Source organism: uncultured Maribacter sp., assembly GCF_963975365.1.
Classification (GTDB): Bacteria; Bacteroidota; Bacteroidia; order Flavobacteriales; family Flavobacteriaceae; genus Maribacter.
In genome coordinates this window covers 1-15,333 of sequence record NZ_CAXBGF010000022.1, presented here as the reverse complement: position 1 = coordinate 15,333, position 15,333 = coordinate 1, and the positions used below count along the sequence as shown (strand labels likewise).

The following is a 15,333-nucleotide window of genomic DNA, read 5'->3' as shown; positions in this document are numbered from 1 at the left end:
GAATTATAAACTTGGTAGATTTCTAGGAATACAGAATTAGAAAAACCCCTGCCATAATTCCCGCTAGAGGCACTAACTTCTTTCGCTTATTTTGCTCTTTAAATAATACACCACCTAGTACTACAGCTATCAATATCTGACTGCGTTTTATGGCAGAAAGCAACATGATCAATGCATCTGGGTCTTGTAATGCCTTAAAGTAAAAATAATCGGCAATTTGTAATAATACCCCAACCAAGGGTATTGACCATCGCCATTTAAAGGCTTTTCTTTTTTCTGAATTAGGAAACCAGGTAATCGTTAAAATGATAAGTAAAATTATGACCGTGTAAAAGCAGAACCAAAATTGTAATGTCTGCGGGTTTAATGCTAAATTTTGAATCAGAAATTTATCATACAATCCGCTAGACGCTCCTAAAAATGTGGCACCAATAATTGCAAAAATCCATTTGTTGCGTTTAAAGTGGATTCCTTCTTTTTTTCCAATTCTCGAATAAAGCAGCACTGAAAAAATAATAAGAAAAAAGCCTACCCATTGATACATATTGGGTTTTTCATGATATATGGTTATTGCACCAATAAATGTAAAAAAAGGACCTGCAGATCTAATCGGTGTTACAATGGTAATGGGTAGATGTTTTAAAGCCTGATACGCCAATAGCCATGAAGCGGCCATTATGGTGGATTTAATTGCTATGAAACCATGTGTTTTTAAAGGAATGTCATTGATATAAAATTGTATATCAATCATGTAGTCTTTAAAAAAATGAGAACCAAAATAAAAGGGAAGAAGCAATAAAAATCCAGAGGATATAGTACCCAAAAGTACAGGAAAGACTTCATTGCCTTGTACGGCATGTTTCTTACATAAATTATGTAAACCTAAAAATAGTGCCGCTAAAAGTCCGAGGTACATCCACATAATGAGCGCGAATATATTGGTTTTCTCAAGTTAAGCCTTAGGATTATTAAAACTTATAGCGTTTTGAGTATTAATAAACTATACCGTAATAGCTTTAAATATAGAATGTATTTGATACTTAAAGCAACAAAAAGGGGTTGTACATTATTGACAACCTCCTTTTTTTAACTTTAATTCAAAAACGCTCAACTTTTTTTGTCCGTTAATTGTCAACAGCTTAATTAATAATAGTTACCAAATCTTTCATTGGTTTTCTCACTTTTTTTAAGTTTACCAACCAATCTTCACTTTCATTCCTATACCCAATTGGCAATAATACCGCACTACGTAATCCTTTTTCACGTAAGCCTAAAATCTTATCTACGGCATTTGGTTCAAAGCCTTCTATCGGCGTAGCATCAACATCTTCAAAAGCTGCAGCAACTATGGCAAGTGATAAAGCTATATATGCTTGTTTTGCAGCATGGTTAAAGTTTTCTTTCTCATCCTTTTGTGGATAAGAGGCTAATAGCATCTGACGGTAATTTTCCCAACCTTCATTTTTAAATCCACGAATCTCGTTCGTTAAGTCGAACATGTAATTTATTCTTTCAGCTGTATACGTATCCCAAGCAGCAAAAACAAGTAAGTGAGAGCAGTCTGTAATCACAGATTGATTCCATGCCACTGGTCTAATCTGTTCTTTTATTTTTTGATTCTTAACCACAATAATCTCAAATGGTTGTAAACCACTCGATGTAGGAGCTAAACGTGATGCTTCTAAAATACGTTCAATTTTTTCATCAGCTACTTTTTTGCCGTTCATTGCCTTAGCGGCATATCTCCAATTTAATTTATCTAATAATTCCATATAAATCACTCTTGTTTTAGTTGTTATTAGCTAATTTCATAATATCGTTTGAAGCAATAATTACTTCGGTATTACTTGTATTATTGGCAAGATGGAGCATGGCTTGTGCAATGCTTTCTGCATTTATAATTCTATATTTTTTTAATGGACCAATGAAAAATGGTTGTAAAATTTTGAATACCATTATTCCAATTTTTTCTAGTACCCTACCTTCGTTACGTTCACCACCAATTAATGATGGTCTTAATATAGAAGTATTCTCTATGCCCTGCTGTAGAACATCATGCTCCATTTCTGCTTTAGTTCTATTGTAAAAAATACTACTTGTTCTATTTGCACCCATGGCAGAAATAACCAAAAAAGTTGGTATATCATTTTCTTTTGCAAGTTTGGCGGCTGAAACAGGTATTCCGTAATCTATTTTCTTATATAGATTTTTGTCCGGTGTTTTTTTTGCCGTAGTACCAATACAACAATACACTTCATCTCCTATAAAATCTTTTCTAAACTGTTCAAGTTCTAATAAATTACCAATGAATTGTATTACCTTATTTGGTAAGCCTTCAATTCGACTTCTAGAAAACAATTTGATAGTACTATACCTGCTGTCATCAATTAATTTTTGAAGTAAAATACCCCCAGTTAAACCAGATGCTCCCAATATAATCGCTGTTTTATTCATTTTTGTTTTATTTATAGACTTTAATACCAGACCAAGCTACCTCATAAGCTTGGTCTAATTCTAGTTTAGTCAATAGAATTGAACCACGATTTTGTGCCATTAGTAAAAAAGAAAGTGGATTTATTGAATAGGCATACAACAAATAATCTGATAGCGGTTTAATGATGCCATCTTTCTTACCACGAGCCCAAAGGTCGAGTAGGGGCTTTAAATGCTTTATACCCTCTTGTCTACTTATTTCATCGATTATTGGAGTATTATCGCATTTTGCTAAAAATAAGGTTTTTGCGCTTTCCTTAATTTTAAATTCTGCAATGCGCTTCCAAATAACTTCAAAGCCAACTTCTACAGACATTTTTTCAATATAAGACTCAAAAGCATAACCCATAAAACATGACTTTACTTCGATATAGGTTTTGTTTACTAAATCTTGTTTATTATCAAAATATAGATATATGGTTGCTGGTGAAACATTTGCCATTTTTGCAATCTTGCTCATAGGCGTTGCATGAAACCCATCGTTATTGACCAACTCAATAGTAGCTTGTATTAATGAATTACGTTTGTCTACACTTTTTTGAAGTGTTGCCATTATTTTAAATAATAAAGCACAAAGTTATAAAAAATGAATATTCATTCTTTTTCATAAACACAACTTTAATATTGCTGTATTATTAGGATTGGTTGTACCTCAATTTAGGTAAATAAACTATTAGCACCTTATCAACACAAATAGCCTTTATATAAAATGTAATAAAAATTACTAATTTTTAATTATCAAATACATAACTGACCATAATAACCACAAAATCCTCATAAATTCTAAGGATTTTCTATAAGGAAATACCAACAGCATTCTGTATATTTAATAGCTAAAATACAGGTAGGTTCCCCCATCCTTTTTCGCAATAGTATCAATTCCAATATTGGGTAGAACAATTGGTTAGTGAAAATATATACTATATTTTCACTTGAAGGTGGTGGAAGTTGGGACATTATTCAATTACTCACTTTAAAAGATAGGTATGGTAATCTAAACGGTCAAGAAATACTTAAAAAATTCGACCTTGTTATTGCCAATTCTGGAAGTAATATAGTACTAGCTGCTTTGGCCGAAGATTATTCAATCGATAAGGCAATTACACTTTTTCAAGAGAAGAAAAATAGGGAACAGATATTTCTTAAATCACATTCAAAGACCGATATTTTCGTGTTGATTATCTTGGGTTGTTCAATGCAGGCTTTGGTCTAAAATATCGTCCAACAAAGAAAAAGGAAGTTTTTAAGAAGCTTTTTCCTAAGATTGATAGGGTGCAAATGAATGAAATGCCAAAACTAATTGGTAAAGAATATCTAAAAATAGCAGTATGTACTTACGATGCCCTTAATAACCGTGCAAAGTTCTTTAAGTCATATTCTGCAAGTGGTAATGGCTATGATGTTTCTTAAATCTTCAACAGGAAATTATCTTAACGACCATATCATAAGTCTATCACCTTTAATTCATTATCACTCAAAAACTCCAGAAAATGTTATACCATATGCATGCTTTAAAGCAAGGAAAAACGGTAATCTTTATAATCAACCCATAGAGTATAAAGTGGAAAGAAATAATGATTTATTATTTCAACAAGGTGATAAATGGTACCAAGAGACAATGGATAGATGGGTTAGTTGGGAAGGATAAAGATAGATTTAGATCCACTCCATTTTATCATAGGTTATCGAGAAAAAAGATGACTTTAATTTGAATAATTGACCATTAGAAAGTAGAAAAGGCATTATTTATAGATTAAAATATATCGAAAACAATGGAAAATATAATTAGGTGTGAATTATAAATTTTATTGATAATTTAATTAAATAAATTGTTTTTATTTATCAAATCGCTAATTTACGCTACCTTTGCTTAAATGATTATTTAGAGCACTTACCTTTTATGATCTCTGTAATTTTAATGATAATTCTAAGCTTTCTTCAATTAATTAACCCTAACCAGTGACAATTGGCTGCTGTGTAATAAAGTTTCAACTATGTAAGTTTAATGTTTAACAGTACTTCTACTATTTGAGATATCATTTTTTTTCTAAAGTTTCAAAAATCCCCTAAAAAAATAATAGCATCGCAAATCCAAAATTTTCAAGAGACATTAACCCTGATTTTTCTAAGACTTTAAGAAAAAGGGTAAACACCTATTTTAAGACTAACAATAAGAGTCGTAACGCCAATGCAACTATGGTTGTAAAAACTGTAATTATGCTGGCCTTATTCTTTGTGCCTTTAGTACTACTTTCAACGGGCATAGTTACCTCTATTCCACTTCTATTTTCATTATATATTCTAAGTGGATTGGGTATGGCAGGCATAGGTATGGGCGTTATGCATGATGCCATTCATGGCTCATACTCTAAAAACAAGAAAATCAATACCCTTTTAGGTTATTCGTTCAATCTTATTGGTGCTAACGCTACTATTTGGAGAATACAACACAATGTGCTACATCATACTTATACGAACATTGATCATGCCGATGATGATTTGAACGCACCGTTTTTTTTGCGATTCTGTCCTCATGCCAAACACTATTGGATACATCAATATCAACATATCTATATCTGGTTTTTTTACGGTATTTCTACACTTTCATGGATTACAACTAAAGATTTTGTTCGCTTAAAACGATTTAGGGATATGGGTTTTTTTGATAAGAAACATGAATATGAAAAAACATTCGTTAGTATGGCCGCTTGGAAGCTTTTGTACTATTCATATGCCCTTATAATTCCTATAATTATGCTACCTTTTTCATGGTGGGTTATTTTATTAGCATTTCTATCAATGCATTTTGTTACCGGTATGTTGGTTAGCATTGTTTTTCAGATAGCACATATTATGCCCGTAACCGAATTTCCACTTCCCAATGAAAAAGGAATTATGCAAGATAATTGGTACGGTCATCAATTCGCTACTACCAGCAATTTTTCACCAAACAGTAAAATATTATTTTGGTTAATTGGAGGACTCAATTATCAAGTAGAACACCATGTATTGCCAGATGTTTGTCATGTACACTATAAAGACCTTACAAATATTGTATCTGAAACAGCACTTGAATTTGGTATGCCTTATAATGTAAAAAAAACTATAGGCCATGCTATCTGGGACCATACTAAAATGCTTCGCATGTTAGGTGAGAAATAAGATACTTACAAAACAAACTCAAATTCTTATTTAAAATTTAGATAAAAACAACTACTATTTTGTAAAGCTGTATGTTTTAAAACCTACTATTAAATTTTATTCGTAGTATTCACTATAAAAGTGTCGCTATCTTTGTTAAAAAAATAATTAATGTCAAAGCAGTTTTCAGATTTAGGAATTAATGAACAGTTACAACAAAGCTTAGCGGAGTTAAAAATTTCTGTTCCTACGGATATTCAGAAAAAATGCATTCCTGTAATACTAAATAAAAAAGAAGACCTTGTTGCTTTAGCAAAAACCGGAACCGGGAAAACCGCAGCTTTCGGACTTCCTTTACTACAATTAATCGATACCAAAAATCCTTCTGTACAAGCCTTGATTTTGGCACCTACACGAGAATTGGCACAACAAATACACACCAATTTAGAATCGTTCACTCCCTTTAGCACGACTATTTCTATTACCGCGCTATGTGGTGGTATCCCTATAAAACCTCAAATAGAGCGTTTAAAAACTGTAACTCATTTGGTCATTGCTACACCAGGTCGTTTAGTAGATTTAGTAAAACGTGAGGCTATTGATATTAAGAAGCTAAAGTTTTTAGTTCTCGATGAGGCCGATGAAATGGTAAGCGCTTTAAAAGAAGATTTAGATGCTATAATTGAATGGATTCCGAAATCGAGACGAACCTTATTGTTCACAGCTACTATGCCGGGCACAATAAAGCAATTGGTTCAAAATTATATGTCCAAACATGTGATACATGTAGAAGCCGATATGTCTACACTTGGTCATCAGGGTATTGACCATCAATATGTAGTGGTAGAACCTATAGAAAAGTTAGATGTTTTACTTCATTTTTTAAATACTAAAGAAGGCCATAGAGGTATTATTTTTTGTAAGACCAAAGCAGCCGTTAATAAACTTGCAAAGAATCTAGCGATTAATAAATTCTCATCCGGTGCTATACACGGTAGCTTATCCCAAGGTATTCGCGATCGTATTATGGGGCAGTTTAGAGAAGGTCATATTGATATTTTGGTAGCTACAGATTTAGCTGCTCGTGGTATTGATATCAAAGAGATTGAATATGTAGTCAACTATCATTTACCCGATACCTACGATGCTTATGTTCACAGAAGTGGACGTACAGCTAGAGCAGGGGCTAAGGGGCTTTCGCTAACTATATTACAAAAAGAAGAAGTTGCTGAAATTGCTAATTTCGAAAAGGAATTGGGTATAGTGTTTAATAAGTTCAAAAAAGCCGATGCGCAAAGTATTGAAGAAAATAATGGCCTATTATGGGCTAAAAAAATCTTTAAGACCAAACCAAATCGTGAGGTCTCTGAAGAATTTAAAACTAAAGTTAAAACGATATTTCATCATTTAACCAAAGAAGAGCTTGTTGAAAAGATCATCGCTAATTATATTTCTCAAACGACAATGGTTGCTACTAAATCAGAAGTGCCAAGAAAAAAATAGCTTTTAAAATATCTAAAAAAATCAATCAATTCTTTAACATAATTATAGATATTAAAGAATTGATTGGTCTTTAAAGGTTGTAGTATGCTTTAATAAATTTTAAAATAGCCTAATTATATAATGGCATCATTACCTCTTACACCTGTACTAAGCCTAATCGCATCTTTTACGTCATAAATGAAAATTTTACCGTCACCGGCTTTATTTTCAGAAGCATTCTCTTTAATTACATCTATACAATTCTCCAATTTACTATCACTAACAATACAAGTAATCATAACACGATTTTGTAGGATCATTGATTGTTCAGTTCCACGATAACGCTCAGAGTAACTTTTTTGTAACCCTGTACCTTTAACAGCTGCTACCGTAATACAAGGTATATCTGCATCTTTCAATCCACGTTGAACAGCTTTAAGCTTTGAAGGCCTAATGATTGCTTCAATTTTTTTCATATTGTATAATTTTTCAGCTAATGTGATTTTTATTCAAAAGTAGTATAAGCTTCAACTCCAAAAGTTACGGCATCAATACCTGCGGTTTCTTCTGATCTGTCTACACGTATACCTATTGTTTTCTTCAAAATGGTCATTATAATAAATGTAAGAATAAATGAAAATGCTGCTATTACTAAAACACCTAAAAGTTGAGTAATCAATAGCTGACTTCCTCCACCAAAAAACAGACCATCTTCTACTGCAAATAAACCAACAGCAATCGTACCAAACAATCCATTAATCCCATGAACAGCAATTGCCCCAACTGGGTCATCTATTCTCATTTTATCAATATATATTACAGCAATATCTACTAATATACCTGCAATTAATCCGATAAGGATGGCAGATTCTGGACTTACAATATTACAACCAGCTGTTATCGCTACTAAACCTGCCAACACTCCATTTATGGTCATTGTAATATCAATTTGACCATATTTAAAGTAGGTATATAACATTGTTGAAACACCACCTGCTGCAGAGGCTAAAAATGTATTCGTAGCAACTGTTCCTATTAGTTCCCAATTACCCACAGCACCTAATGTAGATCCTGGGTTGAATGCAAACCATCCAAACCATAATATAAACCCGCCAACGGCGGCAAGCGGTAAATTATGACCAGGGATAGCAACAGGATCTCCGTTTTGATCGTACTTACCCAAACGAGGCCCTAATACTATTGCTGCGGCCAAGGCGGCAAATCCTCCCATGGCATGTACCGCAGAAGATCCAGCAAAATCGTTAAACCCTCTTAAGGCTAACCAACCATTAGGGTTCCAAACCCAGTTTGCGGCTAATGGATACATCACAGCACAAAATATAACTACAAATAATGCATATACCCAAACCTTCATTCGCTCTGCTACAGCTCCTGAAACTATTGAAATAGCTGCAATGGCAAAGCCCAACTGAATAAACCAAAACAATTTATTAGAAATGGTTAATCCTAATCCTATATCCGTATCTGTAATGCCGGTATCGAATGCAAAATAACCATTAGAAGCTCCATATGCTATTCCAAAACCAATGGCATAAAATGCAAGACCACCAAAAATGATGTCAATTATTACCTTTGCTATGATACTCATGGAGTTTTTAGAACGAACAAAACCAGCTTCAAGAAGTGCGAAACCACCTTCCATTAAAAAAATTATTGCTGCACATATTGAAACCCATACCGTATCAATTGCAGAAATGAGTTCTGCTTGCTCTATCACTGTTATAGTGGCTACTTCTTCCATAAATTATAATATATTTTAGCTAGTTAAATTCAGAACAATCTAAATTTTATGTTAAAAAAAGCCGAAAGATAGACATATTACCTTTAAGAATTAAGAGGACTTTTGTTATAAATTTATTCAAGGATTGTAATATTGGCGCTCATTTCGAACTTTTCAATCAACTTTTCATTATGCTAAAACAACTTATAATTTCTACCGAAGTAATACGACTAGTATATTGGTTATTATACTTTTAAATTAGAATTTAATTTATTTAATTTATCATTATTCAAAGCCTTCAACATTCTAATTTTTATTGTATCAGAATTAGTAAAGCAATAGAAATTATTTTGCGTTTCAACATAAATTTAATATTAGGATATAACTAAAAACCAAAAAACCAATCATTGATAATTGACTTTTGGTTTTAAAATATGAGTTTTTAAAAAACTATAAGTATGCTTTTTAAATTTCGTTATTCGATTTTTTCCTTAATAGTCTTACGGCTCTTTGCTAATTTGTCTTACGCAACCTCTAGATTAGAAGCTTCACCAATGAAGAAAATGAACGTAATGTTTTTTTGGTAAAGTTAGCGAAGTTGTAAAATTATATGCCAAAAATTTACAAATTGCCATCTATAGAGGAGTGGCTAATTTAACTTTTTACTCCGATTTTCACCTCAGGTTTAGTGAAGACTTGGTAATTGTAAATGCCCAAATTACCCTATTGTTTCTAAATTCTTCTAGTGGTTGTAAAATGGTTCATGAACATCATTCTTCCTTAAAGGGATAAACAGTTGATTAAAAACTTGTTCCACCAATTACTTGGTTTTTGCCTATTTAATTTGTCCATAAGAATTCACAAATAGACAAGAACCATTAGTTGTAAGTTTATATCTTACACAGATGTATTCAACTTGATTCTCATACATTATGTCACGTCCTAAAATACGGCTACAGGTTAATACTAGTGTAAACGGCATATTGATGCACGTAATTAGGTGTTTTTTAATTTAAAGATAAATGCAATCTTTTAGAGTTGTACAGTTTGATTGCGTTTTTGGCTGCTTTTTTTAGCATGAACAACACTTGTAAAGGTCTGGTCAAGATAGAATTCATCTTTCAGAATACCGTTTACTCTTTCTGCGAGGGCGTTTTCGTAAAAATGGTTTTCTTCTGTCATACTGATTTTAATTTTCTTACTTTTTAGTATTTGGGTATACACATTACTGCAATATTGAATACCGCTGTCGGAGTAATAAATAAGCTGTTCAATGTTCTTAGCATTGTAAATGGATTTGTTCAGAGCCCTGACACAGCCTTTCAGTTCCAAACTTTCAATAAGGACATAACCGACTATTTTACGAGAGTACATATTAGTAATCAAGGCCAGGTATCAGAATCCTTTAATGGTTCTTATATAGGTTATATCCGAAGCCCAAACTTGATTAGGTCTGTTGATATTTAGGTCTTTTATGATATTTCCATATTTGTAAAACCTGTGATATGAATTGGTGGTTCTACAAGAGTATTTTCTCTTCTAATGAGTAAACTGTTGTCTCTTAAGATATGGAATAGCTGGTCCCTGCCCTCTTTGAGGTCGTACTTGTTAAACTCATCTTTTAATGATCTCATGAGTTTTCTAGTACCTTCTCTTGGCAGTGTTCTTCTACTTTCTCGAACAAGCTCGATTACATCTTGCTCTATCTGTTTTTTGATTATAACCCTTTTTTTTGTATTTGTAATAGGCATCTCTTTTATAGGATAAAGGCATTACAGATAGTATCAATGGAAAATAGTCTTTCATTACGGTTAATTAGTGCTACTTTCATTAGGGTTTTATGTTTAAGTTTTTTTTAATTCCTCAACATCTCTATAGTCCAGGTTTTCGGCAGCTACCTCAAGATAGCTATCGGTAACAAGTTTGTCCAGGTATTTTTGATAAGAAGGCCCTTGAGTTGTTTCAGCTCTTTTTGCAGGGCTTTAATACGGAAAAGTTCGTCGTCTGTTTGCACGGTTACACGGTTATTCATTAAATATTTATGATCATACTTCTTGATCCATACGTTTATAGTACTGGATTATATCCCGTAAGTTAAGGCAATTTGTCTTTTGGAATGGTTTCCTTTGGTAAGTTTTGCTAAGACTTTTAGTTTAAAGCTCTCACTATAAAGTCTTACATATCTATCATTTTAATACATATACTTTCAGTGTTTTGTATACATATTTCAGGACGGGTCAATCGTCACTGCTGCATTTTAAAAATAACGTAAGATTAAATACGTTATAGTAATTTTTTAGGGCCAAATCTTGTCGGCTACTTATAGATGCTACCACATTTAATTTGTTATCTAAAGATGGCTTCGGTGTGTAATATGGAAGCTGCACCTTTAATTGCCAAGAAATAACCAATGGGTAGATATTCAATTACTTTTTGCTTTTGAGTATATGAAAATATAATGACTATTTAATTGGTTTAAGGACATTAGTACTTGATGTCCTAGCTTTATTTGATAAGTAGTCTTTAGGTGCACAATTGGTGTACTTTTTAAATGATTTATAGAACGAATTGTACGAATTAAACCCAATTTTCATAGATAAGGCTTCAAAGGTTTTTGTATCTAAATATCCATCATTTATCAACGCTATGGCATCATTTATCTTTACGTAATTTTTGAATTCCACAAAAGATATCTTACAATGATATTTGAAAATGTATGAGAGGTGACTTGTTGGTATATTCAAATCTTTAGATAACTCTTTAATGGAATATTTTAAGTCTCTAAAAGGGTAATTTCCAAGTGTAAGTCCATCTATGTCATTTAAGTAGGGTTCTATTTTTTCGTCTATAGAACGTTGTAATATAGTGTCTTGTAGATTAGATATTTCTGGGTCTGAAGTTATCCAAATAGAATTGATTGGTTTTTTTTCAATTTTGTAGTGTGATATTCGTTTTTCTAGCATGGGGTATCCATAAAGAATTTCGGGACTTGATATTATTTTTCCAAATATCAATAACCACAATACACTAGTATAAATTAGATGACTATATCCTGAAACCACTCCCGTTTCATCAAACTCTAATCTCATAGAAAAAGCAAGTCTCAACGATAAAAGAACCCCAATAGTTAAGAAGAATAAAATCCAATTGGTAATCAAAGTATTGTGAACGATTGAAGTGCCAAAACTTTCCTTCTTAAGCCATATTTTTTTATATACTAATACAAGGGCTTTCATTAGGTATAGAAAAAACAAGAGGAAGACTATAATTTGTTGTACATAATTAATGCTATCGGTCTGTAACGATGTAAATTTTAATTGTATTAATTTAAAAACAATACTTAATGCAGGTATAATAAAGTGAAGTAAGTCGTTGCGATTAAAATGCTTTAAATCATTTATAAGAGTTTTAAAATATAAGTAGAAGATAGGAAATCCGAATAAAAATATAGGTTTTAACCAACGGTAACCATTATTGAAAATGTGTGAGCCGTAATATTCAAAATACCCCATATCGATTAACCTGATCGAAGCAAATAAAAAGATAAAAACAAGGTAAATATTAACGACTTTGTTCGATTTATAGGAAAAAAGCATTTGGTAAATCACAAAGAAACCTAAAAATCCAGTTGTAATTCCTAAAAAACTTTCGAGGGGGAACTCAAGCATATTTATTAGTACATCAGTAATGGATACAACATATCCATTTATTAAAAATAAGATAAAACAAATTTAAGGAAAAAAGGTATGCCTTTTAATTGTTATCGTTTTTTTCAAAAGGATAACAATTCATTAAAAGCCCCATTATAAAAAATAATATCACTCGTTTGGATAAAACAGTTTTACAGAATTTTGTTTTAATATGTTAAAATAACAATAAGGAAAATGATGTTTAGATTTTTTATTACATGTTTTTTGTTGACATCAACAACAATTTATAGTCAAAAGCTACATCATCAAATGATAAGTTCACAAGGCAATAAATCAAAGTTGGAAAGCGGATATTATATAACACAAACTATTGGTCAGCAAAGTATCATCGGTACTAGTTCGTCCAATAAATCAATGATAATTCAAGGATTTCAACAGGGTGCTTGGGCTAAATTGATCGAAGGAAGCATTTTGCCCAAACAGCAGAATGTTACCGTATACCCCAACCCTTTTATAGAGACTGTTGTTTTTGATTTTAGTGAACCCGTTTATGGCGATATGCAAATAGCGATTTTCGATGTATCGGGTAGGTTGGTCGCCGAAAGGTTCCAAACGAATTCCGGTAACGGGTTACGGCTGCAATTGAATTTTTTGTCCAATGGTATATACCTGGTACAACTAAGGCACAAAGAACTTAAGTATTACACGAAGATCATCAAGAAGTCAGAATAGAATTTTACGAAATACAAATAATTATGAAATATTCCCTCATGGCCTTTTTGGTCTTTGCCTCTATACAGGGCCATTCACAGGAACTTGTTTTTTCCAGTGGACTTAACACTACAAAATATGATTACAAGGACCCATCGGGCCAGACCAACGAAAACTTGAATAACGGCATAGGAAACTTCTATGAGATCGGTTATACTGCTCCGATCGGCGAAGGAAGATTCCACTATTCGCTCGGGGTAGTTCTTAATGAATATAATGCCAAAGGAGGTACTATGTCTAGCGTCTATTCTTGGCGCACAAAATATTTGGGTATTCAAGGTGGGCTTTCCTATATTATGATTACTTCGGGTTCAGGATTTAAAACGGCCCTTAACCTGGCGCTGCAGACGAGTTCGATCATAAGCGGTGAGCAAGGTATCAATGGTGCGTTCTTCGATTTATCCAAGCAGGAAGAGTTTAGGGGCATTTTTCTCCAACCCATTGCTGGTATTGATATTTCTTACCCAGTCTCCGATAAGCTCACTTTGGCCCTAGGGTATAATTACTCCAAGAGTAGCAAGTTTACCAATAGGATGGACGAGGTCTTGAACTTTAGCAATAATCAGTGGCAGATTAGGTTACAGATAGCTCTTAAGGAAAAAAATGACAAAACCGAACCTACGACCATAAAGAATATTGAGGAAGCCGATATCATCCGGAACCCTGAAAGGCTTTAAAACGTCAAGTACAAGAAAACAAGTAAAGGGAATCATGTTATGTTCTGGGATGCCTCGCCCCGTTTCAAAATCTATATTATAAATACCTTCTTAAACGAAGTGAAATACGATCAAATGAATAAGTACCTATACATCATCTTTATTTTATTGCTTACCCATTCAGGTTTCTCCCAAGATAATGGTATTACCTACCAAGCTGTAATTTACCGCCCAGGTGGAGAATCATTACCCGGGCAGGACAATCTGTCCTCGCCCTTGGCAAATACGGATATCTGCATGCAGTTCGGCATTATAGACCTTGCCAATAACCTAGAATACCAAGAATCGGTAAAGGTAAGAACGGACGGTTTCGGAATGGTAAATCTGATAATCGGTACAAACGAACGGAGCGATGGCTATGTAGACAGGTTCGATGAGGTGTTATGGGACGGTACAGATAAATACCTAAGGGTTAGCCTAGATGTAAGTGGGGGTTGTTCAAAATTCGAAGAAATAAGTTACGGTAGGTTGAACCATGTTCCATTAGCTTTTTCGGCTATAAATGCTGAAAATGTTACAGGAATTGTTTCTATTGAAAATGGTGGTACAAGTGCAACAACGGTCGGTGGTGCTAAAACAAATCTAGGACTGGACAAGGTGGACAATACAGCTGATAAGGATAAACCGATAAGTATAGCAACACAAGAAGAGCTAGATGCAAAAGAAAATATAAGTAACAAAAGTTTAAATCTTCTAAGTGATGGTTTATCAGATATTAAGTACCCAACTGTAAAATCAGTAAAAGATTATGTTGATAGAAATTCATCTATTGGTTCTCAAGCTCTCTCTGAAGAAGTTAGTCGAGCAACTGAAGCAGAAATGACCATAACAACTAATCTGAATACAGAGATTAGTCGCGCTACTAATAATGAAGCTACTAAGGAGAATTTGGCAAACAAAAGCTCAAATTTAAATGCTGATGCACTTTCAGATATTAAATATCCTACTGTTAAAGCTGTAAAAACCTATATAGATTTAAATATGACAGCAGGCTCTAATGCATTGGTTGATGAAATTGTACGAGCGCAATATTCAGAAAATTTGATAGCAACAGATTTAGAGAATGAAAAGTCAGAAAGAATACTCTCTGATGGCCGACTAACTTCAGATTTAGCCAATGAAATTACAAGAGCTAAATCAGAGGAGAATAAAAAAGAAAATAATAGTAATAAAAGTATAAGTATTATTACCGATGGAAGTTCTGATACTAAATACCCAAGTGTAAAATCAGTTAAGGATTATGTTGATTTTGGGTTGAATAATAATATCTCAGAATTAACTTCTGAAACCACCAGGGCAACAACCGCCGAAGGCGTAAACGCCACGGCAATAGCCACGG

Annotated in this window: 17 protein-coding genes; 8 read left to right on the top strand and 9 right to left on the bottom strand. The window is 33.1% G+C overall.

Features of this window, described 5'->3' with window-relative positions; translation table 11 throughout:
- Positions 1–22 precede the first annotated feature (22 nt).
- The 4 genes from AACZ49_RS17400 to AACZ49_RS17385 form a co-directional block, all read right to left on the bottom strand.
- A complete protein-coding gene (locus tag AACZ49_RS17400; RefSeq protein WP_339657401.1) occupies positions 23–922 on the bottom strand; it encodes an EamA family transporter in 900 nt (299 codons plus the stop codon).
- A 217-nt stretch (positions 923–1,139) separates the two neighbouring features.
- Positions 1,140–1,772, bottom strand: a complete 633-nt coding sequence (locus AACZ49_RS17395) for an NAD(P)H-dependent oxidoreductase (RefSeq protein WP_339657399.1) — start codon at positions 1,770–1,772, stop codon at positions 1,140–1,142.
- Positions 1,773–1,788: 16 nt separating this feature from the next.
- Entirely contained in the window at positions 1,789–2,454 is a 666-nt protein-coding gene (locus AACZ49_RS17390; protein WP_339657397.1) for a nucleoside-diphosphate sugar epimerase, read from the bottom strand.
- A 7-nt stretch (positions 2,455–2,461) separates the two neighbouring features.
- Positions 2,462–3,046 carry a TetR/AcrR family transcriptional regulator gene (locus AACZ49_RS17385; protein WP_339657395.1) on the bottom strand — a complete coding sequence of 195 codons (585 nt, stop codon included), beginning with the start codon at positions 3,044–3,046 and terminating at the stop codon, positions 2,462–2,464.
- A gap of 354 nt (positions 3,047–3,400) precedes the next feature.
- Here AACZ49_RS17385 and AACZ49_RS17380 point away from each other — a divergent pair, with 354 nt between their 5' ends.
- The 5 genes from AACZ49_RS17380 to AACZ49_RS17360 all read left to right on the top strand — a co-directional run bounded on the left by AACZ49_RS17380 (position 3,401) and on the right by AACZ49_RS17360 (position 7,137).
- On the top strand, positions 3,401–3,706 hold the full coding sequence (locus tag AACZ49_RS17380; RefSeq protein ID WP_339657393.1) for a hypothetical protein: 306 nt from the start codon (positions 3,401–3,403) through the stop codon (positions 3,704–3,706).
- 74 nt (positions 3,707–3,780) lie between these two features.
- Positions 3,781–3,903 carry a hypothetical protein gene (locus AACZ49_RS17375; protein ID WP_339657392.1) on the top strand — a complete coding sequence of 41 codons (123 nt, stop codon included), beginning with the start codon at positions 3,781–3,783 and terminating at the stop codon, positions 3,901–3,903.
- Positions 3,890–4,141 (top strand): hypothetical protein, encoded by a 252-nt coding sequence (locus AACZ49_RS17370; RefSeq protein WP_339657391.1) that lies wholly within the window; start codon positions 3,890–3,892, stop codon positions 4,139–4,141. Before AACZ49_RS17375 ends, AACZ49_RS17370 begins: the two co-directional genes overlap by 14 nt.
- A gap of 569 nt (positions 4,142–4,710) precedes the next feature.
- Positions 4,711–5,655 (top strand): acyl-CoA desaturase, encoded by a 945-nt coding sequence (locus tag AACZ49_RS17365; RefSeq protein ID WP_339657390.1) that lies wholly within the window; start codon positions 4,711–4,713, stop codon positions 5,653–5,655.
- Between the two features lie 150 nt (positions 5,656–5,805).
- Positions 5,806–7,137 (top strand): DEAD/DEAH box helicase, encoded by a 1,332-nt coding sequence (locus AACZ49_RS17360; protein ID WP_339657389.1) that lies wholly within the window; start codon positions 5,806–5,808, stop codon positions 7,135–7,137.
- A gap of 113 nt (positions 7,138–7,250) precedes the next feature.
- Here AACZ49_RS17360 and AACZ49_RS17355 read toward each other — a convergent pair whose 3' ends face one another.
- The 5 genes from AACZ49_RS17355 to AACZ49_RS17335 form a co-directional block, all read right to left on the bottom strand.
- Positions 7,251–7,592 (bottom strand): P-II family nitrogen regulator, encoded by a 342-nt coding sequence (locus AACZ49_RS17355; RefSeq protein WP_339657387.1) that lies wholly within the window; start codon positions 7,590–7,592, stop codon positions 7,251–7,253.
- A 29-nt stretch (positions 7,593–7,621) separates the two neighbouring features.
- On the bottom strand, positions 7,622–8,878 hold the full coding sequence (locus AACZ49_RS17350; RefSeq protein ID WP_339657385.1) for an ammonium transporter: 1,257 nt from the start codon (positions 8,876–8,878) through the stop codon (positions 7,622–7,624).
- Positions 8,879–9,889: 1,011 nt separating this feature from the next.
- Complete coding sequence (locus tag AACZ49_RS17345; protein ID WP_339657383.1) at positions 9,890–10,243, bottom strand: integrase core domain-containing protein; 354 nt, start codon at positions 10,241–10,243, stop codon at positions 9,890–9,892.
- A gap of 86 nt (positions 10,244–10,329) precedes the next feature.
- The gene (locus tag AACZ49_RS17340) at positions 10,330–10,491 is read right to left on the bottom strand and encodes a hypothetical protein (protein WP_339657381.1); all 162 of its coding nucleotides are present in this window, start codon (positions 10,489–10,491) and stop codon (positions 10,330–10,332) included.
- Between the two features lie 828 nt (positions 10,492–11,319).
- Positions 11,320–12,093 carry a helix-turn-helix domain-containing protein gene (locus AACZ49_RS17335; RefSeq protein WP_339657379.1) on the bottom strand — a complete coding sequence of 258 codons (774 nt, stop codon included), beginning with the start codon at positions 12,091–12,093 and terminating at the stop codon, positions 11,320–11,322.
- Between the two features lie 723 nt (positions 12,094–12,816).
- On the opposite strand from AACZ49_RS17335, the gene AACZ49_RS17330 reads away from it, so the two are divergent.
- The 3 genes from AACZ49_RS17330 to AACZ49_RS17320 form a co-directional block, all read left to right on the top strand.
- On the top strand, positions 12,817–13,239 hold the full coding sequence (locus AACZ49_RS17330; protein ID WP_339657377.1) for a T9SS type A sorting domain-containing protein: 423 nt from the start codon (positions 12,817–12,819) through the stop codon (positions 13,237–13,239).
- A gap of 23 nt (positions 13,240–13,262) precedes the next feature.
- Complete coding sequence (locus tag AACZ49_RS17325; RefSeq protein WP_339657375.1) at positions 13,263–13,955, top strand: hypothetical protein; 693 nt, start codon at positions 13,263–13,265, stop codon at positions 13,953–13,955.
- Between the two features lie 114 nt (positions 13,956–14,069).
- On the top strand, positions 14,070–15,333 hold a 1,264-nt coding region (locus AACZ49_RS17320; protein WP_339657373.1), incomplete at its 3' end, for a hypothetical protein.

Coding starts and splice junctions, on each gene's coding strand:
- AACZ49_RS17400 (WP_339657401.1), bottom strand. CDS start 922: ATGTGGATGTACCTCGGACTTTTAGCGGCACTATTTTTAGGTTTACAT.
- AACZ49_RS17395 (WP_339657399.1), bottom strand. CDS start 1,772: ATGGAATTATTAGATAAATTAAATTGGAGATATGCCGCTAAGGCAATG.
- AACZ49_RS17390 (WP_339657397.1), bottom strand. CDS start 2,454: ATGAATAAAACAGCGATTATATTGGGAGCATCTGGTTTAACTGGGGGT.
- AACZ49_RS17385 (WP_339657395.1), bottom strand. CDS start 3,046: ATGGCAACACTTCAAAAAAGTGTAGACAAACGTAATTCATTAATACAA.
- AACZ49_RS17375 (WP_339657392.1), top strand. CDS start 3,781: ATGCCAAAACTAATTGGTAAAGAATATCTAAAAATAGCAGTATGTACT.
- AACZ49_RS17370 (WP_339657391.1), top strand. CDS start 3,890: ATGATGTTTCTTAAATCTTCAACAGGAAATTATCTTAACGACCATATC.
- AACZ49_RS17365 (WP_339657390.1), top strand. CDS start 4,711: ATGCTGGCCTTATTCTTTGTGCCTTTAGTACTACTTTCAACGGGCATA.
- AACZ49_RS17360 (WP_339657389.1), top strand. CDS start 5,806: ATGTCAAAGCAGTTTTCAGATTTAGGAATTAATGAACAGTTACAACAA.
- AACZ49_RS17355 (WP_339657387.1), bottom strand. CDS start 7,592: ATGAAAAAAATTGAAGCAATCATTAGGCCTTCAAAGCTTAAAGCTGTT.
- AACZ49_RS17350 (WP_339657385.1), bottom strand. CDS start 8,878: ATGGAAGAAGTAGCCACTATAACAGTGATAGAGCAAGCAGAACTCATT.
- AACZ49_RS17340 (WP_339657381.1), bottom strand. CDS start 10,491: ATGAGATCATTAAAAGATGAGTTTAACAAGTACGACCTCAAAGAGGGC.
- AACZ49_RS17335 (WP_339657379.1), bottom strand. CDS start 12,093: ATGAAAGCCCTTGTATTAGTATATAAAAAAATATGGCTTAAGAAGGAA.
- AACZ49_RS17330 (WP_339657377.1), top strand. CDS start 12,817: ATGATAAGTTCACAAGGCAATAAATCAAAGTTGGAAAGCGGATATTAT.
- AACZ49_RS17325 (WP_339657375.1), top strand. CDS start 13,263: ATGAAATATTCCCTCATGGCCTTTTTGGTCTTTGCCTCTATACAGGGC.